Raw genomic sequence first — 22,263 nt, forward strand, 5'->3', positions numbered from 1 at the left:
ATAATTACTGCCGTTTAGGGCCACGCGCTCAGCCAGCGGGTGAAAACGCATCTATCACCTTGTGATCGATACCTTCATTCTCCCCCGCCAGTTCGGCACCGAGCTTCGCCATCAAACAGCGCCAAGCTCAATGCCCCTGAAACGGCAAATACGCGCGCCAGGCCAATCGCCCCCAGGGCTTCCAGCCGATCCGCATCCTGGACGATTTTAGCTTCCGTTGTTAAGGGGGCGATTTGCGCGCTGAAACTGTGAGCGGCAATGGCATGACAAACGGCCTCAATTTTCTCCGCCGGAAATTGCACGAACTCTTCACGGAGCAGGCGACGCGTCTCTTCTGCCGCCAGGATTGAAGAACGCTGCCGTTGCGGATGATTTTTCGCCAGGCTCACGATATCGTGAAAATAACAGGCGGTTAAAATCACCAGCATATCGACATCGTCATCTGCCGCCAGTTTCTGTGCCGTAGCCCAGACACGGCGAAAATGACACAGGTCATGCGCCGCGTCCTGATGTTGATGATGGTTTTTCAACCAGTTCTCGAACTATGCCTGCCAGTGTTGTAACTCCATACGCGCTCCGTTGCCAAAGAGTCTCAACCTTAGCAGTTTTTATTCATAGCGTCTGCAACGTGCGGGACGAGGTCGGGTGTACCATGCAATGCCGCCTAACAAGGCACCAACCAGGGCCATAAACAGAAATCCGACCAATGCTCCTAACCACTTCCCCGCGGTAGATCCTAAATCACTTTCAAATCCCGACACGGGGGCATCGGGGATCCGGCTCATCACCCAGATGTATCGCGCCATTGCCCAGACGAAATAGCCACACCATGTATAGAAAGCCCACAATGAATCGCCACGGATAATCTAGACACTTCCGAGCCGTTGATAATACTGGTTTTCATATTCTGTCGGTGACATCTGTTCGCTAGAACCATGCCGACGCTTACTGTTATAAAACATTTCGATGTAATCAAAAATATCACTGCGGGCTTCTTCCCGCGTTCCGTAGATCTTTTTCTTTATCCGTTCACGTTTCAACAACTGGAAAAAACTTTCTGCAACCGCATTATCATGGCAGTTACCGCGACGGCTCATGCTACCCTCCAGGCCGTGTGATTTCAGGAACGACTGCCACTCATGGCTTGTGTACTGACTGCCCTGATCCGAATGAACCAGCACCTGTTTTTCGGGATTACGCCACCATACAGCCATCAGCAGTGCGTTCAGGACAATGTCCTTTGTCATCCGGGATTGCATGGACCAGCCGATAATTTTGCGTGAGAACAGATCAACAACAACGGCAAGATACAGCCAGCCTTCGTGGGTCCTGATGTAGGTTATGTCCGTTACCCAACGCTCATCAGGAGCATCCGGATTGAACTGTCGCTGGAGCCTGTTGGGTGACACGATACTGGCCTCGCCTTTACGTGCCCGCGGGCTTCGGTATCCGACCTGAGCCTTTATTCCGACACGTTTCATCAGTCTCCAGACTCTGTTTACTCCGCACTGTTGCCCGCTGTCACGCAGATCCAGATGGATTTTGCGATAACCATAGACGCATCCCGATTCCAGCCAGAACTGTTTAATCTGTCCTGTCAGTCTCAGGTCTGCCTGATGGCGTTGTGAATGCGGCTGCTGAAGCCAGGCGTAAAAACCACTGGGATGAACATCCAGCACCCGACAGAGCAGGCGAACAGGCCAGCAACAGGAGTTGTCACGGATAAAGGCGTACCTCAGTCGGACAGCTTTGCGAAGTACGCCGCGGCTTTTTTTAATATGTCCCGTTCGTCGGTAACCCGTTTCAGCTCTTTCTGGAGACGGCGGATCTCGGCCTGAGCATCTGACTGTTCTTTATTAGTGGAAGAATCCGGACCGTACTTCTTTATCCAGGCATAAAGGCTGTGGGTGGTGATATCGAGACGTGTTGCAACGCTGGCAACAGAATAACCGCGATCAACAACCTGTTTGACTGCTTCAGTTTTAAACTCTTCGGGATAACGCTTACCGCTCATGGGCACCTCTCTTTAAGCCATCTTAAATGACTCTGAGGTGTCTGTTAAACCCGTGGCGATTCAGTGAGCGCATTCTGACCGACCGTGAAAATGGTGAAAAAGGCGATAATTCTCAAGATACCTCTTATGCCCGTGTAGGCGTGAAAGGTGAAACTCAGATCAACCCTGAAATGACTGGTTACGGTCAGTTTGAACTAGACCTGGAAGCATCAAACAGACACAACCCTGACCAAACTCGTTTGGCATATGCTGGTTTGAGTTACAAAGATTTTGGTTCATTCGACTACAGTCGTAATGTCGGTGTCGCGTATGATGCAGAAGCATTTACTGATATGTTTGTTGAGTGGGGCGGTGACTCATGGGCTGGTACTGACCTGTTCATGACCAACCGTACCAACGGTGTTGCAACCTATCGTAACACAGATTTCTTTGGCATGGTTGAAGGTCTAAATTTTGCTCTGCAATATCAGGGTAAAAATGAAGGTACAGGCAACTACAAAGCAAATGGCGATGGCCATGGTTTATCTGCAACTTACACTATTGACGGTTTCTCATTTGCTGGTGCTTATGCAAACTCTGACCGTACTGATTGGCAGTCTGGTGATGGTAAAGGCGAAAGAGCCGAAGTTTGGGCGTTGTCAACAAAATATGACGCTAACAATGTTTATGCTGCTGTGATGTACGGTGAATCTCACAACATGAATTCCGACGACGGTGATGTTGTGAACAAAACACAAAACTTCGAAGCTGTTCTGCAATATCAGTTCGACTTTGGTCTGCGTCCATCCATCGGTTACTCCTATTCTAAAGCACTGGACGTAGCAGGTCAGTTTTTGGATTTGCCCCTATATTTCCAGACATCTGTTATCACTTAACCCATTACAAGCCCGCTGCCGCAGATATTCCCGTGGCGAGCGATAACCCAGCGCACTATGCGGATGCCATTCGTTATAATGCTCGAACGCCTCTGCAAGGTTCTTTGCTGCCGTTAACCCGTCTGGTTTGGGCATGATACTGATGTAGTCACGCTTTATCGTTTTCACGAAGCTCTCTGCTATTCCGTTACTCTCCGGACTCCGCACCGCCGTGTTCTTCGGTTCAAGTCCCAACATCCGGGCGAACTGGCGTGTTTCATTAGCCCGGTAGCATGAACCATTATCCGTCAGCCACTCCACTGGAGACGACGGAAGATCGTTGCCGAAGCGGCGTTCCACCGCTCCCAGCATGACGTCCTGTACTGTTTCACTGTTGAAGCCGCCGGTAGTCCCCGCCCAGTGCAGTGCCTCACGATCACAGCAGTCCAGCGCGAACGTGACACGCAGTCTCTCTCCGTTATCACAGCAGAACTCGAACCCGTCAGAGCACCATCGCTGATTGCTTTCTTTCACGGCTACTCTGCCTGTATGTGCCCGTTTCGATGGCGGTACAGCAGGTTTTCGCTCAAGCAACAGCGCATTCTGGCGCATGATCCGGTAAACACGTTTGGCATTGATCGCAGGCATACCATCAAGTTCTGCCTGTCTGCGAAGCAGCGCCCATACCCGACGATAACCATACGTGGGCAGCTCTCCGATAACATGGTGTATACGGAGAAGCACATCCGTATCATCAGTGTGACGACTGCGGCGGCCATCCATCCAGTCATCGGTTCGTCTGAGAATGACGTGCAACTGCGCACGCGACACCCGGAGACAACGGCTGACTAAGCTTACTCCCCATCCCCGGGCAATAAGGGCGCGTGCGCTATCCACTTTTTTGCCCGTCCATATTCAACGGCTTCTTTGAGGAGTTCATTTTCCATCGTTTTCTTGCCGAGCAGGCGCTGGAGTTCTTTAATCTGCTTCATGGCGGCAGCAAGTTCAGAGGCAGGAACAACCTGTTCTCCGGCGGCCACAGCAGTAAGACTTCCTTCCTGGTATTGCTTACGCCAGAGAAATAACTGGCTGGCTGCTACACCATGTTGCCGGGCAACGAGGGAGACCGTCATCCCCGGTTCAAAGCTCTGCTGAACAATTGCGATCTTTTCCTGTGTGGTACGCCGTCTGCGTTTCTCCGGCCCTAAGACATCAATCATCTGTTCTCCAATGACTAGTCTAAAAACTAGTATTAAGACTATCACTTAAATAAGTGATACTGGTTGTCTGGAGATTCAGGGGGCCAGTCTACAGGTTACAAAGATTCTGATCGTCTGAACTATATTGAAATCGGTACCTGGTATTACTTCAATAAGAATATGAACATATATACCGCTTATCAGATCAACCTGCTTGATAAGAGTGATTATGTTCTCGCTCATGGACTGAACACCGACGACCAACTGGCAGTTGGTATCGTCTACCAGTTCTAATCAGCCAACGCGCCGAGGCGTGTTACTGTAAAACATAACACCAGCCTGAGTTCGTCCCTCATCGAACTCAGGCTTTTTTATTGGCATTTCATCTCCATCTGCGGCACACGCAATTGCCAAAGCATATCGATACGGCACATTCCCCTGCCCCTGCTGGCACAATAACATCTACCAGCTACTCTTCAACCCAACACCCCAAATGCATTTCTTTATAAATTTAATCTGTAACAAAACCACTTCCCATATAGAAATATTTGCAAAAATAGTGCATGAAAAAAGCTTTTCCCTACCAATCCGGGATATAAATAATCATCAGTACCACAATTATTCCACAGCAATAAATCTCTTCCCGCCGCTCCGGACCTCTGATAATGGTCTAAAATCATTGAGGCCACTTGCGACGACATTGCTCAATGAGGAAAGTTTGGCGTGAATAATATTCAACACCAGTGCAGCATCATCATTACATACTTATGCCCGCCAACTACCGCTTTCGATATATTGACTCAATTTTTCAGCCTGGTTAAAAATAGCGACCAGCTCAGTCGCAAATATAGTGACTACCCTAACTAGGTAATGCTGCCAACTTACTGATTTAGTGTATGATGGTGATTTTAAGGTGCTTGCGTGGCTTCCATTTCCATCAGATGTCCTTCCTGCTCCGCTACTGAAGGCGTGGTGCGTAACGGCAAAAGCACTGCCGGACATCAGCGCTATCTCTGCTCTCATTGCCGTAAAACATGGCAACTACAGTTCACTTACACCGCCTCTCAGCCCGGTACGCACCAGAAAATCATTGATATGGCCATGAATGGCGTCGGATGTCGCGCCAGTGCACGCATTATGGGCGTTGGCCTCAACACGGTTTTACGTCACTTAAAAAACTCAGGCCGCAGTCGGTAACCTCGCGCATACAACCGGGCAGTGATGTGATTGTCTGCGCTGAAATGGACGAACATTGGGGCTACGTCGGTGCTAAATCACGTCAGCGCTGGCTGTTTTACGCGTATGACAGGATACGGAGGACGGTTGTGGCGCACGTCTTCGGTGAACGCACTCTGGCCACACTGGAGCGTCTTCTGAGCCTGCTGTCGGCCTTTGAGGTCGTGGTATGGATGACGGATGGCTGGCCGCTGTATGAATCACGCCTGAAGGGAAAGCTGCACGTTATCAGCAAGCGTTACACTCAGCGCATTGAGCGACATAATCTGAATCTGAGACAACATCTGGCAAGGCTGGGACGGAAGTCACTGTCGTTCTCAAAATCGGTGGAGCTGCATGACAAGGTCATCGGGCATTATCTGAACATAAAACACTATCAGTAAGTTGGAGTCATTACCCCCTAACTAAGCAACAATAAGGAATACACTATGACTGTTCAAACAAGTAAAAACCCGCAGGTCGATATTGCTGAAGATAATGCGTTCTTCCCTTCAGAATATTCGCTTAGCCAATATACGAGTCCCGTCTCTGATCTTGATGGCGTGGACTATCCAAAACCGTATCGCGGTAAACATAAAATTCTGGTGATCGCCGCGGACGAACGTTATTTGCCGACCGATAACGGAAAACTGTTCTCGACCGGTAACCATCCGATTGAAACGTTGCTGCCGTTGTATCATCTCCATGCTGCAGGTTTCGAATTCGAAGTGGCGACCATTTCCGGTCTGATGACCAAGTTTGAATACTGGGCTATGCCGCACAAAGATGAAAAAGTAATGCCATTCTTTGAACAGCATAAATCGTTATTCCGTAATCCGAAGAAACTCGCGGATGTTGTCGCCAGCCTCAACGCTGATAGCGAATATGCAGCAATCTTTGTTCCTGGTGGGCATGGCGCACTTATTGGTTTACCAGAAAGCCAGGACGTGGCTGCCGCTTTACAGTGGGCAATCAAAAATGACCGTTTTGTTATCTCCCTTTGCCACGGTCCGGCGGCTTTTCTGGCACTTCGCCACAGCGATAACCCACTGAATGGTTATTCTATTTGCGCATTCCCAGACGCCGCAGACAAACAAACGCCAGATATTGGCTATATGCCGGGTCATCTCACCTGGTACTTCGGCGAAGAGTTGAAGAAAATGGGCATGAACATCATTAATGACGACATCACCGGGCGAGTACATAAGGACCGTAAACGTCTCACCGGCGACAGTCCTTTTGCAGCGAATGCGTTGGGTAAACTGGCGGCGCAGGAAATGCTGGCAGCTTACGCGAGTTAATCCCTGTTACATTGTGATGTAAGCGCATAATCAATCGCAGCCACGTTAATACTCACGACGTGGCTGCGTTTTTTCACGGTTAACTTATGGCGTACTGAAGCCCGATGTTAATTTCTTTGCGGTAACGTAATTCGGAACACGTTATGCTTACTGAGATAGTGATACGTAGCACTTCCTCCATGTAATTCGGCAATCGCTTTGACTAAAGAAAGGCCAAGTCCCTGACCTACGGAATGACGCGAATTATCTCCCCGCCAAAATCTACGGAAGAGTTTTTCAGGCTCATTAATTTTCGTTCCAGGACTGGCGATATCAATATTAAGAGAGCCGTTGGCATCAAGAAAACTGGTTATATGAATACGCGATTTTTCTGGTGAATATCGAATGGCGTTAACAATAAGATTCGATAACATTCGTTGCAGTAAAATTTTATCCGCAAAGATTTGTTGATTGCACTTGACCTTAAAGCAAATCTCTTTCTCGTCTGAAAGATATTCAAGATAGTCCAAAAGATTTTCAACTTCCTTATTGAGAGAAAGCGAATCCAGTTTCACCAAAACATTGTTTTTGTCTGCCCTGGCAAGAAACAGTATATTCTCTGTTAACCGCGAAATATTTTCCAGCTCTTCAATGTTTCCGGCAATTGTTTTTTGATATTCAGCGATACTTCTGATTTGACTGAGCGTAACCTGATTCTGACCCAGTAATGCATTAATTGGCGTTCTAAGTTCATGAGCGAGATCGTCAGCAAATTGACTAAGGCGCTCAAAATCTTTGACTAAAGCATGATGCATTTTATTCAACGCCTGCCCAAGAGGTTTTAGTTCTCTCGGTAATGCGTTAACCTCAACCGGCACTCGGCTATCGTTATAATTCAGCGCTTCCGTTACGCCACTCAACTTTTTGATCTCTCGCAACCCCGTCCTGATTAACAACGGACTTAATACTGAGCACAGTATAATGGCGACAATGCAAATTATAATGCTATTAATTTTATACTGTTCAAGCATATTATGTCTGGCTGAAGCCAATTTAGCCACAGTAACCGTTAATGATGGCGAAACTTCATCAATGTTAATTCGTAAAGCATCTATCTCTGTATCATTAATAATGCTTCTGTAAATGCCTGCTGCGCTGATTGTCTCACTAGCAGGTATGTTATTTAACATGTCATCACTGACATTTGTCCGGTTAACAATTTTATTGATGCCATCACTATGAATGATCAAAATATCCTGACTAACATCCATCATCCGGTTAAAGTACACAGGTAACGTATCTGGATTTACCCCATCAATTAACAACTGCTTGATCTGCGCTGTCCGGTTAATGAGTGTTGTATCATCGCGCCATTTCAACTCACTTGCCAGGCCATTATAGAGAGTCCATACAATTCCAGCGCCAGCAACAGACTGCAGAAATATAAAAAGCAAGGTTAAACGGACGGTTATAGATAATCTTTTCATTATTTTTTTACCGCTACGAATGAATAGCCCATCCCCCGGATTGTGGCGATTAGCTTTTCAGGAAAAGGATCATCAACTTTTGCGCGGAGCCTGCGAATGGCGACATCCACCGTATTGGTATCACTATCAAAGTTGATTCCCCAAATTTCACTCGCAATAACCGTTCTGGGTATAATCTCGCCAGCTCTGGAGGCCAGTAGCCAAAGTAACTGAAACTCCTTGCGCGTCAGTGTAATACTGATATTGTCCCTGCTGACACTTTGACTGACAGAGTCCATTTTTAAGCCACTGATTTCTAATGTTGAATTCAGAGCGTGATGTTGCCTTAATTGTGCCCGAACCCTTGCTAGCAACTCAGAAAATGAAAAAGGTTTTACCAGATAATCATTTGCCCCACTGTCCAACCCTCTGACTCTGTCATCGACAGAATCCCTTGCAGTAAGGCAAATAACAGGGGTTTGCTTTGCCGTTCTTAACGTTTGTAAGATCTGCCAGCCATCCATACCCGGAAGCATAATATCCAGAATGATCAATGCATAATCATCCTTCAGCGCAAGATAAAGCCCATCTCTGCCATCAGAAACGGCATCAATGACATAACCCGCTTCGGAAAGCCCCTGCGTTACCCATTCCTGGGTCCTTTGATTATCTTCAATAAGTAGAATCTTCATGAAAATAATATGCCATAAATCATATGTTATAGAAACAACCTGGTTCATTACAAAATTGTAATGCTGCTGTAAGGTTACCCTGGACGTTTTTTCGCTATCCTCAAAACTCATTCACATGACAAGGATATAAACATGTTAAAGCGTTATTTAGTACTCTCGGTAGCAACGGCAGCCTTTTCATTACCTTCTTTGGTTTATGCCGCACAACAAAACATTCTTAGCGTGCACATTTTGAACCAGCAAACAGGAAAACCCGCTGCCGACGTGACAGTCACTCTTGAAAAGAAAGCGGATAACGGCTGGTTACAACTTAATACCGCCAAAACAGATAAGGATGGACGAATTAAGGCACTGTGGCCCGAGCAAACTGCGACTACTGGCGATTACCGTGTCGTATTTAAAACCGGGGACTATTTCAAGAAACAAAATCTTGAAAGTTTCTTCCCTGAGATTCCCGTTGAATTTCATATTAATAAAGTGAACGAGCATTATCATGTGCCTTTGTTACTCAGCCAATATGGGTATTCAACCTATCGTGGCAGTTAATGCGTAAATATGTAAAAGCTGATCTCTGCTACTGTTAGGGAGGTGACTCCCTGACAGATTAACAGTAAACAGCTCTTGTTGGTTAACGACAAAAAAGTGTGATGGCTTATGAAAAAGAAGCAATTTTTAAAAGAATCAGATGTTACGGCCGAGTCGGTATTCTTTATGAAGCGTCGGCAGGTGTTAAAAGCACTGGGCATCAGCGCAGCTGCATTTTCTTTGCCTCACGCTGCGCATGCCGATCTGCTTAGCTGGTTTAAAGGGAACGATCGTCCGCCCGCCCCCGCCGGAAAACCGCTGGAGTTCAGCAAGCCTGCCGCCTAGCAAAATAACCTGCCACTGACGCCAGCAGATAAAGTCTCCGGTTATAACAACTTCTATGAATTCGGGCTGGATAAAGACGATCCCGCGGCTAATGCTGGTAGCCTGAAAACCGATCCATGGACACTGAAAATCAGCGGCGAAGTGGCAAAACCATTGACCCTCGATCATGATGATTTAACCCGTCGCTTCCCGCTGGAAGAGCGTATTTATCGTATGCGCTGCGTGGAAGCGTGGTCGATGGTGGTGCCGTGGATTGGTTTTCCGCTACACAAATTGCTGGCGCTTGCCGAACCCACCAGCAATGCGAAGTATGTCGCTTTCGAAACGATTTATGCGCCGGAACAGATGCCTGGCCAGCAGGACCGCTTTATCGGCGGCGGGCTGAAATATCCTTATGTCGAAGGATTGCGTCTCGACGAAGCAATGCATCCGCTCACACTGATGACCGTAGGTGTTTATGGCAAGGCGTTACCACCGCAAAATGGCGCGCCGGTGCGACTGATTGTGCCGTGGAAATATGGCTTTAAAGGGATTAAATCGATCGTCAGTATTAAGCTGACCCGCGAGCGTCCGCCAACCACCTGGAATCTGGCAGCGCCTGACGAATACGGTTTTTACGCCAACGTTAATCCGCATGTTGATCACCCGCGCTGGTCACAGGCTACCGAACGATTTATTGGTTCAGGCGGCATTCTCGATGTTCAGCGCCAGCCAACACTACTGTTTAATGGTTACGCCGACCAGGTGGCATCGCTGTATCGTGGCCTGGATTTGCGGGAGAATTTCTAAATGCGTCTGACAGCAAAACAAGTGATATGGCTGAAAGTTTGCCTGCATCTTGCCGGATTGTTGCCGTTTCTCTGGCTGGTCTGGGCGATCAATCACGGTGGACTGGGTGCCGATCCGGTGAAAGATATTCAGCATTTTACCGGTCGCACTGCACTGAAATTTTTGCTTGCGGCCTTGTTAATCACACCTCTGGCACGCTACGCAAAACAGCCGTTATTGATACGCACTCGCCGCCTGTTAGGCTTATGGTGCTTTGCCTGGGCGACACTGCATTTAACCAGTTACGCATTGCTGGAGTTGGGCGTGAATAATCTGGCGTTATTAGGTAAGGAGTTAATTACCCGGCCTTATTTAACGTTAGGAATTATCAGCTGGGTTATTTTGCTTGCTTTAGCGTTCACTTCAACCCAGTCGATGCAGCGAAAACTCGGCAAACACTGGCAACAGTTGCATAACTTCGTCTATCTTGTCGCGATCCTGGCCCCAATACATTATCTGTGGTCAGTGAAGATTATTTCACCGCAGCCACTCATCTACGCCGGGCTGGCTGTACTGCTTTTAGCCTTACGGTATAAGAAGTTGCTTTCCCTTTTCAACCGGTTACGCAAGCAGGCCCACAACAAATTATCTCTATAACTTCATATTGCCGACAAACTTCGCGTTATCCCGGCCGGATGCGGCGCGAGCGCCCTATCCGGCCCACACAGATCGCATCAAGTTATGTTTCGTTTGTCATCAACCTTTCATCACCAGAATAATTTATTTTATTTCAATAAGATAGTTCAATACACCTGAGAATACCATGCTCTCATTTCCTAATGAGTTGTTGCATTTTTTCATATGTTACAATATAACATTACACATAATGTACATTAACTCTGGAGGAAATTGTTTTGGCGATTCGTCTTCATAAACTGGCTGTTGCTTTAGGTGTCTTTATTGTTAGCGCTCCTGCCTTTTCGCATGGTCATCATTCTCATGGCAAACCCTTAACAGAGGTCGAACAAAAAGCTGCTAATGGTGTTTTTGATGATACCAATGTACAAAACCGAACGCTCAGTGACTGGGATGGAGTCTGGCAATCCGTTTACCCTTTACTGCAAAGTGGCAAACTTGATCCCGTCTTTCAGAAGAAAGCGGATGCAGATAAAACCAAAACATTTGCTGAAATTAAAGATTATTATCGCAAAGGTTATCCGACAGATATCGAAATGATTGGCATTGAGGACGGCATTGTCGAATTCCATAGAAATAATGAAACAACATCCTGTAAATATGATTACGATGGATACAAAATACTCACCTATAAATCAGGCAAGAAAGGCGTTCGTTACTTATTCGAATGTAAAGATCCTGAAAGCAAAGCCCCTAAATATATACAATTTAGCGATCATATAATTGCACCACGAAAATCATCTCATTTTCACATTTTTATGGGTAATGATTCCCAGCAATCTTTATTGAATGAAATGGAAAACTGGCCAACGTATTATCCCTATCAGTTGAGTAGCGAAGAAGTGGTCGAGGAGATGATGTCTCATTGATTTTTTTGCGCTGACTTCAGTTATTTAACAGAACAGTGCCTGGTAGTAACAACAATAATTTACCAAGACAAATAAGTAAGACAAACTCAGACACGCTCATACTTGAGTCGTGTCTTTTTTATTATGTCTGTAGAAAAAAACTGAGAAAAAGGCTAACAATAAATACACAACTCAGCCATACAGACTGGCAGCGCAAATGTTTCCAGGAGCAAGTCATCTGTCATGGTAAAGCTAACCAGAAATATAGGTTAATTTTGGTGCTTAAACCTTTTTTACTTGTTAGTATGATACAAAGGCTTTCAAAAAAGCTGGGAAATTCAACAACTCTTGGAAATTATGGACTTTGTCCCGCGGCTTTAATCTGACGGCCGCGTTCCTTTTTTGGCTCAATTATTGACCCCTTCTCTACGCAACTTCAGTTCCCGCCAGCAACTTTGCGGCAGTTTCATAGGATCAATGTCTAAAAGAATAATGGTGACCGATAAGAAAACGACTGAATAACTGTAGATTTTCGCTCGAAACCTTCCTGTCAGCTCCATAGCGAATCAAGCGCTGAATGTCACAGTATCGAACAGAAAACAGTGACGATCTAACCCTTCAAGAATATTCTACGATTGTTCTGTTTAGGAAAAGCAAGGCGGGAAGTCGGGAGATAAGTCATTGATAAAATGGCGGAGAGAGGGGGATTTGAACCCCCGGTAGAGTTGCCCCTACTCCGGTTTTCGAGACCGATGATACAGAGTCGAAAAATCAAAGAGTTAAAAATTTTTCTTGGAAAAAATGTCTTAAAATCGTACACGAAAAATCAATGAATTACATAACATTAAAGAAGAATATTCCAAGCCTTCTTGAGTCCACCACCTGTTTTCAGGTGTCATTCAGACGTGATTTGCCCCAGATTGGGAAAGCACGCTTTTTTCTCAGCTTATTCCGTTTTGCCTGTGTGTTGAATAATTCCACTGCAGTTATATAAAATCGGTAACGGCTGGAAATCATTCAATACTCGCACTATCGAAAGTTTACCAGCCAACCGCAGCACGTCCTGCATACGTCGTGTCTGCGGTTTTTCTTTTTCGCTTACATTGTGTCTGGTTCTTCCGGCCACTCAATATCAGGTGCAGTTGATGTATCAACACGGTTCAGCAACACCCGATACTTCTTCCAGGCTTCCAGCAACGAGTTTTCTTCCTCCGTTGCGATCTCCAGATCTACAGCATCCTGAAGTGGCGCAATATGCTCACTGAATCCCTGGATGTAGAACTGTGTGGTGACGGTCTTCCAGCCATTCGGCTCCTGCTGTATCGAAGCATACCAGGCTATTTCAATATCGCTATGCTGCGGCAGCATTTAACCCCTTGTAATTCATCGCCATAATTGATTTAATTCACAAATAAAACTATAATATGGTGAAATTAATGAAAAAAAACACAGATGATGGGGCTAAAATTTACACACCACTTACCCTAAAGCTTTATGACTGGTGGGTTTTGGGAGTATCAAATCGGCTTGCATGGGGATGTCCTACAAAGGAACACCTTCTTCCACACTTTCTGGAACATTTAGGTAACAACCATCTGGATATTGGTGTTGGAACTGGGTTTTACCTTACTCACGTACCTGAGAGTAGTCTGATATCTTTAATGGATTTGAACGAAGCTAGCCTGAACGCGGCATCTACAAGGGCTGGGGAATCAAAAATTAAACATAAAATTAGCCATGATGTTTTTGAACCTTATCCTGCGGCGTTACATGGTCAATTTGATTCCATTTCCATGTTTTACCTTCTTCACTGCCTGCCTGGAAATATATCTACAAAAAGCTGTGTAATACGCAATGCGGCGCAGGCCTTAACTGATGATGGAACTCTATACGGAGCCACAATTCTTGGCGATGGAGTTGTGCACAATAGCTTCGGTCAAAAACTGATGCGCATTTACAATCAGAAAGGCATCTTTTCAAACACAAAAGATTCCGAAGAAGGCTTAACACATATACTCTCAGAGCATTTCGAGAATGTTAAAACCAAGGTTCAAGGTACTGTAGTAATGTTTTCCGCTTCAGGGAAAAAATAGCATCCAACCGCAGCACGTTCTTGCTTAAGACGTGCTACGGTTTCCTTTACGATTTGGGGTTGCGACTTTACCTCTATTGATAATGCATTCCGGCAGAACGTTCAAATATGAACGTACGATATTTAACTAACCGAAAAACAAAATATAGCACAGGCGAGACATTTACCATCTAAGAAAATAGTATCGTTTTTTTACAGTTAAATCAACATCACTTCCTTAAAATGAAAACAATAAATTTCAATCCTGAAACATTTTATTTCAGCTTATTATTCCCCAGTATCACATTTTATCAGGATATCCTTCTGCGAGGTTATTATGCTTCCTGTAAATAATCCCCCCCTATCCACTGGAAACGTCTCTTTTTACAGAACTACATCAATCGACAATGTTCACAATAATTATCTCTCCGAATGGGTTGAATGGACTAAAAACAGCATTTCCGGAGAAAACAGGGAAACTGCTTTTACCCGGCTCCAATTATGTCTGGAGAACAGTGAAACATCGTTGGACTTATCTTGTTTAGGTCTCAGATCTCTACCACGATTGCCTGACAATCTTGATGAAATTAATGTAAGCAATAACCAACTATCAATGCTCCCCGAGCTACCAAGGGCATTGAAAGAGCTGAATGCAAGCAGTAATCAATTATCTGCACTTCCTGAATTACCAGTGTCGCTGGAATATATAAATGTGAGTGATAACCATTTGTTCGCACTTCCTGAATTACCTGCGTCACTAGAATATATTAATGTAAGTGACAATCACCTGTCTGTACTTCCGAGGTTACCAATGTCATTGGAATTACTTGATGCAGCCAGAAATGCTTTGGAAGTAATACCAGATTTTCCAGAAAGAGATGATCATATTATAAGAATATTCTGGCTTAATCAGAACCGGATCACGGCAATTCCGGAAAGCATACTTGGCCCTGATGAATCCCCTAATGATTTTTATCAAAATCATTAAGTTAAGGTAGATACACATCTTGTCATATGATCAAATGGTTTCGCCAAAAATCAATAATCAGACAACAAAATGTGCGAACTCGATATTTTACACGACTCTCTTTACCAATTCTGCCCCGAATTACACTTAAAACGACTCAACAGCTTAACGTTGGCTTGCCACGCCTTACTTGACTGTAAAACTCTCACTCTTACCGAACTTGGCCGTAACCTGCCAACCAAAGCGAGAACAAAACATAACATCAAACGAATCGACCGATTGTTAGGTAATCGTCACCTCCACAAAGAGCGACTCGCTGTATACCGTTGGCATGCTAGCTTTATCTGTTCGGGCAATACGATGCCCATTGTACTTGTTGACTGGTCTGATATCCGTGAGCAAAAACGGCTTATGGTATTGCGAGCTTCAGTCGCACTACACGGTCGTTCTGTTACTCTTTATGAGAAAGCGTTCCCGCTTTCAGAGCAATGTTCAAAGAAAGCTCATGACCAATTTCTAGCCGACCTTGCGAGCATTCTACCGAGTAACACCACACCGCTCATTGTCAGTGATGCTGGCTTTAAAGTGCCATGGTATAAATCCGTTGAGAAGCTGGGTTGGTACTGGTTAAGTCGAGTAAGAGGAAAAGTCCAATATGCAGACCTAGGAGCGGAAAACTGGAAACCTATCAGCAACTTACATGATATGTCATCTAGTCACTCAAAGACTTTAGGCTATAAGAGGCTGACTAAAAGCAATCCAATCTCATGCCAAATTCTATTGTATAAATCTCGCTCTAAAGGCCGAAAAAATCAGCGCTCGACACGGACTCATTGTCACCACCCGTCACCTAAAATCTACTCAGCGTCGGCAAAGGAGCCATGGATTCTAGCAACTAACTTACCTGTTGAAATTCGAACACCCAAACAACTTGTTAATATCTATTCGAAGCGAATGCAGATTGAAGAAACCTTCCGAGACTTGAAAAGTCCTGCCTACGGACTAGGCCTACGCCATAGCCGAACGAGCAGCTCAGAGCGTTTTGATATCATGCTGCTAATCGCCCTGATGCTTCAACTAACATGTTGGCTTGCGGGCGTTCATGCTCAGAAACAAGGTTGGGACAAGCACTTCCAGGCTAACACAGTCAGAAATCGAAACGTACTCTCAACAGTTCGCTTAGGCATGGAAGTTTTGCGGCATTCTGGCTACACAATAACAAGGGAAGACTCACTCGTGGCTGCAACCCTGCTTACTCAAAATCTATTCACACATGGTTACGTTTTGGGGAAATTATGAGGGGATCTCTCAGTACTTGGCCTCAGTTCTGATAGCGTTGTCAATCTTAGAGAAAATCAACTATCTCCCAGAATAATGCAAACTTTGTTACAACAAACCGCCCAACCGGACTACCACGGCCCACGGATTTACTTCTCCATGAGTGACGGACAACAGAATACACTCCATCGCCCCCTGGCTGATGCCGTGACAGCATGGTTCCCGGAAAACAAACAATCTGATGTATCACAGATATGGCATGCTTTTGAACATGAAGAGCACGCCAACACCTTTTCCGCGTTCCTTGACCGCCTTTCCGATACCGTCTCTGCACGCAATACCTCCGGATTCCGTGAACAGGTCGCTGCATGGCTGGAAAAACTCAGTGCCTCTGCGGAGCTTCGACAGCAGTCTTTCGCTGTTGCTGCTGATGCCACTGAGAGCTGTGAGGACCGTGTCGCGCTCACATGGAACAATCTCCGGAAAACCCTCCTGGTCCATCAGGCATCAGAAGGCCTTTTCGATAATGATACCGGCGCTCTGCTCTCCCTGGGCAGGGAAATGTTCCGCCTCGAAATTCTGGAGGACATTGCCCGGGATAAAGTCAGAACTCTCCATTTTGTGGATGAGATAGAAGTCTACCTGGCCTTCCAGACCATGCTCGCAGAGAAACTTCAGCTCTCCACTGCCGTGAAGGAAATGCGTTTCTATGGCGTGTCGGGAGTGACAGCAAATGACCTCCGCACTGCCGAAGCCATGGTCAGAAGCCGTGAAGAGAATGAATTTACGGACTGGTTCTCCCTCTGGGGACCATGGCATGCTGTACTGAAGCGTACGGAAGCTGACCGCTGGGCGCAGGCAGAAGAGCAGAAATATGAGATGCTGGAGAATGAGTACCCTCAGAGGGTGGCTGACCGGCTGAAAGCATCAGGTCTGAGCGGTGATGCGGATGCGGAGAGGGAAGCCGGTGCACAGGTGATGCGTGAGACTGAACAGCAGATTTACCGTCAGCTGACTGACGAGGTACTGGCCCTGCGATTGCCTGAAAACGGCTCACAACTGCACCATTCATAATCACATCGCATAAACCACAGACCGGACTGACTCCGGAAAAACGGAGGCCCGCCCCCGGGCCTCCCCTGATTCATCCGTTTCCCTGTTCAGCCTGACAGCACGCCCCGGCTGCCGGATGACAGACTCCGCTTCGGTAAGCAAAGCGGTCTTCTGTGATTCCGCCAGTTGCGGCTTATTCATTACTCAACGTCAAACGCCCGAATTGAAGCCAAATCATCCAGACCGCTCAGCTCCTCTTTCATTTCACGCTGACGGCGATAAATCTCATCGTTGCGATCGACCTGCGCCTGCACCATTGCTGCCGCCAGTTCTTCCAGTTCCGGCATCGACAGTTTCACCTGCTGATTATCGGCATCGCTCCACGCCATATGTGTTTGTGCTGTGACAGATTTTGCCAGCATGACTACCGGGGACAGGCGGCCCAGTGAGTCGGGGCCAGCATTCCAGATACGACCGTTCCATTCAAACGTGAACGGCTTCGCCTCCTGTTCTGTGCGCCATGCTTCAATTTCCTGACGTCTGGCCTCTCTGGCCGCTTCCAGCATTTCTGGTGTCACAGTGAATGGGGCTATCTCACCCCATTTGCCACTTTGCAGTTCCTGCCAGATTTGCTGACCCGTCGGTGCGACATCATCAGCGGTGGCTGTGTAGGGGACTGAGGTGTACTGGCAATAGCGGACACTACCATTTGTTCTTTTTTTAAGCAGCCATCTGATGATATTTTTCCCTGAAGGCTGCCGGGGAGATATTCCCCAGACGAGAGTGACGACGCTGACGATTGTAGAAAATCTCAATGTATTCCCGTATTACTGAGATGGCTTCATCCCGGTTATTAAAACGATAGTGGCCCAGGCTCTCATTTTTCAGCGTTCCCCAGAAGCTTTCCATCGGAGCGTTGTCGTAACAGTTACCTTTACGCGACATTGATGTTTTCAGACCAGACTGCTCCTGTATGACCCGGTAATCGTATGCGCAGTACTGTGAACCTCGATCAGAGTGGTGGATTAGCCCGGCAGGTGGGAGCTGGCTCCTGAGCGCCATAAACAGGGCTTTACCTGTCAGCTCTTTTGTCATGCGCTCTCCCATGGCGTAGCCGACAATTTCGCACGTATAAACATCTTTGATGCCAGCGAGGTACAACCATCCCTCCTGTGTGGCAACATACGTCAGGTCCGCCACCCAGACCTGATTTGGTGCTGTAGGAGCGAACGTCTGGTTCAGCAGATTTGGCGCAACTGGCAGATTGTGGTTCGGGTTCGTAGTCGCTCTGAACTTGCGTTTCTGCTTACAGCGTAGCCTCAGCTCCTTACGAAGACGTGCCAGTCGGTCACGACCAACGATGATGCCATTCTCTGCCAGCTCCGTCTGGAGCCGCCGGGTTCCATATGTTTCGCGAGTGCGGATATGTGCCACCTTAATCTCCAGTTTTAGCCGCTTATCACTTTGTTTTCTGTCTGAGGGTTCATGCTGTACCCAGTTGTAATAACCGCTCCTGGATACACCAAATACCTGACACATCGCTTCAATGGGAAATTGTTGTCGCCATTGTTCGATTAACGGGTAATGCTGCCAACTTACTGATTTAGTGTATGATGGTGATTTTAAGGTGCTTGCGTGGCTTCCATTTCCATCAGATGTCCTTCCTGCTCCGCTACTGAAGGCGTGGTGCGTAACGGCAAAAGCACTGCCGGACATCAGCGCTATCTCTGCTCTCATTGCCGTAAAACATGGCAACTACAGTTCACTTACACCGCCTCTCAGCCCGGTACGCACCAGAAAATCATTGATATGGCCATGAATGGCGTCGGATGTCGCGCCAGTGCACGCATTATGGGCGTTGGCCTCAACACGGTTTTACGTCACTTAAAAAACTCAGGCCGCAGTCGGTAACCTCGCGCATACAACCGGGCAGTGATGTGATTGTCTGCGCTGAAATGGACGAACATTGGGGCTACGTCGGTGCTAAATCACGTCAGCGCTGGCTGTTTTACGCGTATGACAGGATACGGAGGACGGTTGTGGCGCACGTCTTCGGTGAACGCACTCTGGCCACACTGGAGCGTCTTCTGAGCCTGCTGTCGGCCTTTGAGGTCGTGGTATGGATGACGGATGGCTGGCCGCTGTATGAATCACGCCTGAAGGGAAAGCTGCACGTTATCAGCAAGCGTTACACTCAGCGCATTGAGCGACATAATCTGAATCTGAGACAACATCTGGCAAGGCTGGGACGGAAGTCACTGTCGTTCTCAAAATCGGTGGAGCTGCATGACAAGGTCATCGGGCATTATCTGAACATAAAACACTATCAGTAAGTTGGAGTCATTACCAAGAAAGAGAAGGTAAAGAAGGTAAGTCCATACTGTCTCCACTATAAAAAAACCGCCAATTTCTGGCGGCTTATATATTAATCATCATTAATATCTTTCATATTCAATTTGCAATTTTCGTAGGTCACTCCCGACTCGCCATTAACATTAACTCCAGCTCTGATATTCCCGTTTTCTTTTACATCTACAAAAAACTGGCCTCTTGGCATCTTGAACGCAAATGTAAAACCAACAGTATCTGAATCAAAATCATCATCTTTATATATTGGGATCAAAAATGTCATCGTCGCTGGTGATGCATTGTTTGCAAAATCAAATACACCTATACTTTTGCCGAATTCATAAGAAGCTTTTCTCAATATAATCGCACCGCTGGCAGAAGGGGATGGGCACGATATCCTCAGTTGTCTGAATCCATCTGTATCCAAGTCAACGTCATTATCTGCAGATGTTTTAACGTTACTAATAAATCGTGAAACAATCTCCTCATTTGTTAGTATTTTCGCCTGAGCACAGCAAGAGGTTAATATTGCAACCGTCATTAAAAATGGCTTTATCACAAAACAAACTCCATTGTTAGCATGTTACGCGATAATTTTGCCTCATCTTTCACCACAAAAAAAGAACTCACCTTTTAAATGGAGAATACCCAACATCATGGGTGATTTTCATAAAGGGATCGCCTGTTTTCGGCAAATCGATAACGCGCATTCCAGGCGGCGCGTTGTCAAACGTCACCTTAAGTTCGCTGCGGGTTGCCGGTGAAGATGCAAGGCTTAACAGCTGATTCCTTTCCAGTGATACATTCGGGGTGTAGCGTTTATCGGGAGATAAATACCCATCACCACGTGGCATCTGCCATCCGGTCATGTCATAGACAAAATCATGGAACTGTTTGCCCCACTCGTCGAACTTATCATTCAGACCAAATCCACTGTTCAGTGCATCAGCCACAAAATTTTTAACAAGCCAGGGATGTTCTTTTTCAAACTCCTGCGCCATCATGCCCAGTTCAAGCAATCCACCAATCAGACTGATCTTTCCGAGGCCCTTTAATTTCAGCCCTGTTTTTCCTGCCGCCGTTGTCCATTGATTCTGGGCGACTGTTGCCGCACGAATACTTGCCACCGCCTTCACACCAATATACAGGGCAGAAACCGTTGCTATTGTTTTTACTGCCTGTTCCCATCCCCCCATTGCTCTGACAACCTGATCAACCTCCTGCCAGACTTTTTTCACAACCGGACCGACCGTTTCCCAGTTATCAATTATGAGATATGCACCACCGACGAGAAGCGCAATTAATCCCTTTGCCGGCGTCATATTCATCACGCTACCCATGATTTTTGTTATGCGTGTCAATGTGCCAATCGCCACGCCCATCGTCAGTAATGCCGCACCAGTTTTCGCGATGGTTTTTACGACCTCAGGATTTTCTCTGACAAACGTGCGCACTTCTTCCAGAAAAGGCTTCATCTCTTTTATGCCTTCATTGAGTGAAGGCAGGAAGGTTTCCCCCAGCGTGGAAGAAATCGCATTGATCTGGTTCTGCAGCAGCAACAACTGATTTTCTGTCGTCGCGGCACGGGCGGCATATTCTTTCTGCATTGAGCCGCCATACTGCTGCGCATCCGCCACACGATTAAAGTTGGTTCGCAACAAATCCAGATTCGTGAGCAGCGGCGCAATGGCCCCCAGGGATTCCTTCCCGAACAGCGCTTTCAGCACAGCAGCCTGTTTTTCTTTCGGCACTTTTGCCAGAGAATCCAGTACGTGCAGCATGGCCCCGCGGGCGTCTTTCTGCATATCCGCCGCCAGTTTTTTCGGGCTAATGCGCAACGAGCGGAGCACTTTTTTCTGCGATTTGGTGGCAGAATCCCTCGCTGTCAGCGACAACATAAAATTCTTTATCCCCGTCGCAGCAATTTCTGACTCCACCCCCATTCCGGCAATGGTTGCCCCCATTGCGGCAATCTCTCCGGAGGCCACACCCGCAACACTGCCTAAAGGGCCAATACGGGTCACAACATCAGAAATCTTTTTCGCACTTGCAGGACCGGTATTGCCAAGATAGTTAATCTTATCCGCAAGCCCTGCCACCTCTCCCTGTGTCAGTTTAAAGGCAGTGCGCCACTGCGCCATCATCTGACCGGATTCTTCTGCCGTGGTGTCAAAGGCCACGCCCATCTTCACGGCATCGTCAGTAAACTGCATCAGCTCGTCACGGGCGATACCAGCCTGACCACCCGCCGCCACAATTTCGGCGATACCTTCCGCCGACATGGGCAGTTCTGTTGACAGGTCGCGCACCTGCTCCGTCATTGCCTTAAACGCTTCCGGCGTATCCAGACCATCCACCACTTTCCGGACATCCGCCATTTTTGATTCAAGGGCAATGGCAGATTTGACCGGGAGCGCCAGCGCCCCCAGTACTGCGGTTCCGGCACCCGCTGCGCCCAGTGACAGGCTGGCAAACTCCTTTTTAAAACCTTTCAGCTGGCGCTGCATTCCCTTCAGCGGTGCCGATACCTTATCCACGGCAGTGATGATCGCCTTCAGCTGAAAACTGTCAGCCATGCTTCATCTCCTCGTTAATGCGGACGGCCTCGGCTTCCAGTTCTGTAAACTGCGAAACAGCCACCCG

At 47.0% G+C, this 22,263-nt stretch carries 21 protein-coding genes, 3 pseudogenes and 9 other annotated features (1 of these 33 only partly in view); of the genes and pseudogenes, 12 read left to right on the plus strand and 12 right to left on the minus strand.

Going from position 1 to position 22,263, the window contains the following annotated elements; translation table 11 throughout:
• Positions 1-28: 28 nt before the first annotated feature.
• Positions 29-569, minus strand: a sequence feature (Similar to Escherichia coli K12 conserved hypothetical protein gi: 1788273 (232 aa). BLAST with identity of 96% in 180 aa. This CDS contains deletion. The sequence has been checked and is believed to be correct.).
• The 3 genes and pseudogenes from yedJ to SF2008 all read right to left on the minus strand — a co-directional run bounded on the left by yedJ (position 29) and on the right by SF2008 (position 2,020).
• Positions 29-569: pseudogene (gene yedJ / locus SF2006) on the minus strand. Its footprint overlaps the feature before it by 541 nt.
• A 297-nt stretch (positions 570-866) precedes the next feature.
• On the minus strand, positions 867-1,679 hold the full coding sequence (locus SF2007; RefSeq protein NP_707845.1) for a hypothetical protein: 813 nt from the start codon (positions 1,677-1,679) through the stop codon (positions 867-869).
• 56 nt (positions 1,680-1,735) lie between these two features.
• Positions 1,736-2,020, minus strand: a complete 285-nt coding sequence (locus SF2008) for a hypothetical protein (RefSeq protein ID NP_707846.1) — start codon at positions 2,018-2,020, stop codon at positions 1,736-1,738.
• 20 nt (positions 2,021-2,040) lie between these two features.
• Here SF2008 and SF2009 point away from each other — a divergent pair, with 20 nt between their 5' ends.
• Positions 2,041-2,889, plus strand: coding sequence for an outer membrane pore protein (locus SF2009; protein ID NP_707847.1), 849 nt, complete (start codon positions 2,041-2,043; stop codon positions 2,887-2,889).
• Positions 2,849-4,179: a mobile genetic element, on the minus strand. (Overlaps the previous gene by 41 nt.)
• Here SF2009 and SF2010 read toward each other — a convergent pair.
• Both SF2010 and SF2011 read right to left on the minus strand, forming a co-directional pair.
• On the minus strand, positions 2,860-3,765 hold the full coding sequence (locus SF2010) for an IS2 transposase TnpB (RefSeq protein ID NP_707848.1): 906 nt from the start codon (positions 3,763-3,765) through the stop codon (positions 2,860-2,862). (Overlaps the previous feature by 906 nt.) The genes SF2009 and SF2010 overlap by 30 nt on opposite strands.
• Positions 3,723-4,133: an IS2 repressor TnpA gene (locus SF2011; RefSeq protein NP_707849.3), complete on the minus strand. Its 411-nt coding sequence runs from the start codon at positions 4,131-4,133 to the stop codon at positions 3,723-3,725. (Lies within the feature at positions 2,849-4,179.) The genes SF2010 and SF2011 overlap by 43 nt, the downstream gene beginning before the upstream one ends.
• 754 nt (positions 4,180-4,933) lie before the next feature.
• Positions 4,934-5,701, plus strand: a mobile genetic element.
• Between SF2011 and insA the strand changes: the two genes are divergently transcribed.
• The 3 genes from insA (at position 4,989) to yedU (ending at position 6,583) form a co-directional block, all read left to right on the plus strand.
• Positions 4,989-5,264, plus strand: a complete 276-nt coding sequence (gene insA / locus SF2012; protein NP_707850.1) for an insertion element IS1 protein InsA — start codon at positions 4,989-4,991, stop codon at positions 5,262-5,264. Its footprint overlaps the feature before it by 276 nt.
• Positions 5,291-5,686: an insertion element IS1 protein InsB gene (gene insB / locus SF2013; protein ID NP_707851.1), complete on the plus strand. Its 396-nt coding sequence runs from the start codon at positions 5,291-5,293 to the stop codon at positions 5,684-5,686. It lies within the feature at positions 4,934-5,701.
• A gap of 30 nt (positions 5,702-5,731) precedes the next feature.
• Complete coding sequence (yedU, locus tag SF2014; RefSeq protein ID NP_707852.1) at positions 5,732-6,583, plus strand: chaperone protein HchA; 852 nt, start codon at positions 5,732-5,734, stop codon at positions 6,581-6,583.
• Between the two features lie 107 nt (positions 6,584-6,690).
• Here yedU and yedV read toward each other — a convergent pair whose 3' ends face one another.
• Together yedV and yedW are read right to left on the minus strand one after the other, a co-directional pair.
• Positions 6,691-8,049, minus strand: a complete 1,359-nt coding sequence (gene yedV, locus SF2015; protein ID NP_707853.1) for a 2-component sensor protein — start codon at positions 8,047-8,049, stop codon at positions 6,691-6,693.
• Positions 8,049-8,720 carry a transcriptional regulatory protein YedW gene (gene yedW, locus SF2016; protein NP_707854.2) on the minus strand — a complete coding sequence of 224 codons (672 nt, stop codon included), beginning with the start codon at positions 8,718-8,720 and terminating at the stop codon, positions 8,049-8,051. Before yedW ends, yedV begins: the two co-directional genes overlap by 1 nt.
• A 132-nt stretch (positions 8,721-8,852) precedes the next feature.
• On the opposite strand from yedW, the gene SF2017 reads away from it, so the two are divergent.
• The 4 genes and pseudogenes from SF2017 (at position 8,853) to SF2020 (ending at position 11,923) form a co-directional block, all read left to right on the plus strand.
• On the plus strand, positions 8,853-9,266 hold the full coding sequence (locus SF2017) for a 5-hydroxyisourate hydrolase (RefSeq protein ID NP_707855.1): 414 nt from the start codon (positions 8,853-8,855) through the stop codon (positions 9,264-9,266).
• 108 nt (positions 9,267-9,374) lie between these two features.
• Positions 9,375-10,379: a sequence feature (Similar to Escherichia coli K12 reductase gi: 1788282 (335 aa). BLAST with identity of 97% in 335 aa. This CDS contains an in-frame stop codon. The sequence has been checked and is believed to be correct.), on the plus strand.
• Positions 9,375-10,379, plus strand: a pseudogene (locus SF2018). It overlaps the preceding feature by 1,005 nt.
• The gene (locus SF2019) at positions 10,380-11,015 is read left to right on the plus strand and encodes a sulfite oxidase subunit YedZ (protein NP_707856.1); all 636 of its coding nucleotides are present in this window, start codon (positions 10,380-10,382) and stop codon (positions 11,013-11,015) included.
• A 257-nt stretch (positions 11,016-11,272) separates the two neighbouring features.
• On the plus strand, positions 11,273-11,923 hold the full coding sequence (locus tag SF2020; protein NP_707857.1) for a zinc/cadmium-binding protein: 651 nt from the start codon (positions 11,273-11,275) through the stop codon (positions 11,921-11,923).
• 1,077 nt (positions 11,924-13,000) lie between these two features.
• Here SF2020 and SF2020a read toward each other — a convergent pair.
• Positions 13,001-13,270 (minus strand): tail fiber assembly protein, encoded by a 270-nt coding sequence (locus SF2020a; protein ID YP_008439260.1) that lies wholly within the window; start codon positions 13,268-13,270, stop codon positions 13,001-13,003.
• 56 nt (positions 13,271-13,326) lie between these two features.
• Here SF2020a and SF2021 point away from each other — a divergent pair, with 56 nt between their 5' ends.
• Positions 13,327-13,995, plus strand: a complete 669-nt coding sequence (locus tag SF2021) for a hypothetical protein (protein ID NP_707858.1) — start codon at positions 13,327-13,329, stop codon at positions 13,993-13,995.
• Between the two features lie 36 nt (positions 13,996-14,031).
• Positions 14,032-22,263 (plus strand) — a sequence feature (ipaH island IV) (it continues 14,647 nt past the right edge of the window).
• Positions 14,311-17,292, plus strand: a sequence feature (Similar to Shigella flexneri IpaH9.8 gb: AAC23714.1 (545 aa). BLAST with identity of 77% in 994 aa. This CDS has been disrupted by insertion. The sequence has been checked and is believed to be correct.). (Overlaps the previous feature by 2,982 nt.)
• Positions 14,311-17,292 (plus strand): annotated as a pseudogene (gene ipaH_5 / locus SF2022). It overlaps the preceding feature by 2,982 nt.
• Positions 14,924-16,252, plus strand: a mobile genetic element. It overlaps the preceding pseudogene by 1,329 nt.
• Entirely contained in the window at positions 15,031-16,239 is a 1,209-nt protein-coding gene (locus SF2023; RefSeq protein NP_707859.1) for an insertion element iso-IS10R transposase, read from the plus strand. (Overlaps the previous feature by 1,209 nt.) The pseudogene ipaH_5 and the gene SF2023 overlap by 1,209 nt, the downstream one beginning before the upstream one ends.
• Together SF2024 and SF2025 are read right to left on the minus strand one after the other, a co-directional pair.
• Positions 17,472-18,086 carry a hypothetical protein gene (locus SF2024; protein ID NP_707860.2) on the minus strand — a complete coding sequence of 205 codons (615 nt, stop codon included), beginning with the start codon at positions 18,084-18,086 and terminating at the stop codon, positions 17,472-17,474.
• Positions 17,949-18,851, minus strand: a mobile genetic element (partial). It overlaps the preceding gene by 138 nt.
• Positions 17,992-18,810 (minus strand): insertion sequence element IS600 protein, encoded by an 819-nt coding sequence (locus SF2025; RefSeq protein NP_707861.2) that lies wholly within the window; start codon positions 18,808-18,810, stop codon positions 17,992-17,994. (Overlaps the previous feature by 819 nt.) Before SF2025 ends, SF2024 begins: the two co-directional genes overlap by 95 nt.
• Positions 18,852-19,619, plus strand: a mobile genetic element.
• On the opposite strand from SF2025, the gene insB (SF2026) reads away from it, so the two are divergent.
• Positions 19,101-19,604, plus strand: coding sequence for an insertion element IS1 protein InsB (gene insB / locus SF2026; RefSeq protein ID NP_707862.1), 504 nt, complete (start codon positions 19,101-19,103; stop codon positions 19,602-19,604). It overlaps the preceding feature by 504 nt.
• Here insB (SF2026) and SF2027 read toward each other — a convergent pair.
• Together SF2027 and SF2028 are read right to left on the minus strand one after the other, a co-directional pair.
• Positions 19,697-20,179: a hypothetical protein gene (locus SF2027; protein ID NP_707863.1), complete on the minus strand. Its 483-nt coding sequence runs from the start codon at positions 20,177-20,179 to the stop codon at positions 19,697-19,699.
• Entirely contained in the window at positions 20,247-22,196 is a 1,950-nt protein-coding gene (locus SF2028; protein NP_707864.1) for a tail protein, read from the minus strand.

Origin of the sequence: Shigella flexneri 2a str. 301 (assembly GCF_000006925.2) — a bacterium.
GTDB lineage: Bacteria > Pseudomonadota > Gammaproteobacteria > Enterobacterales > Enterobacteriaceae > ECMA0423.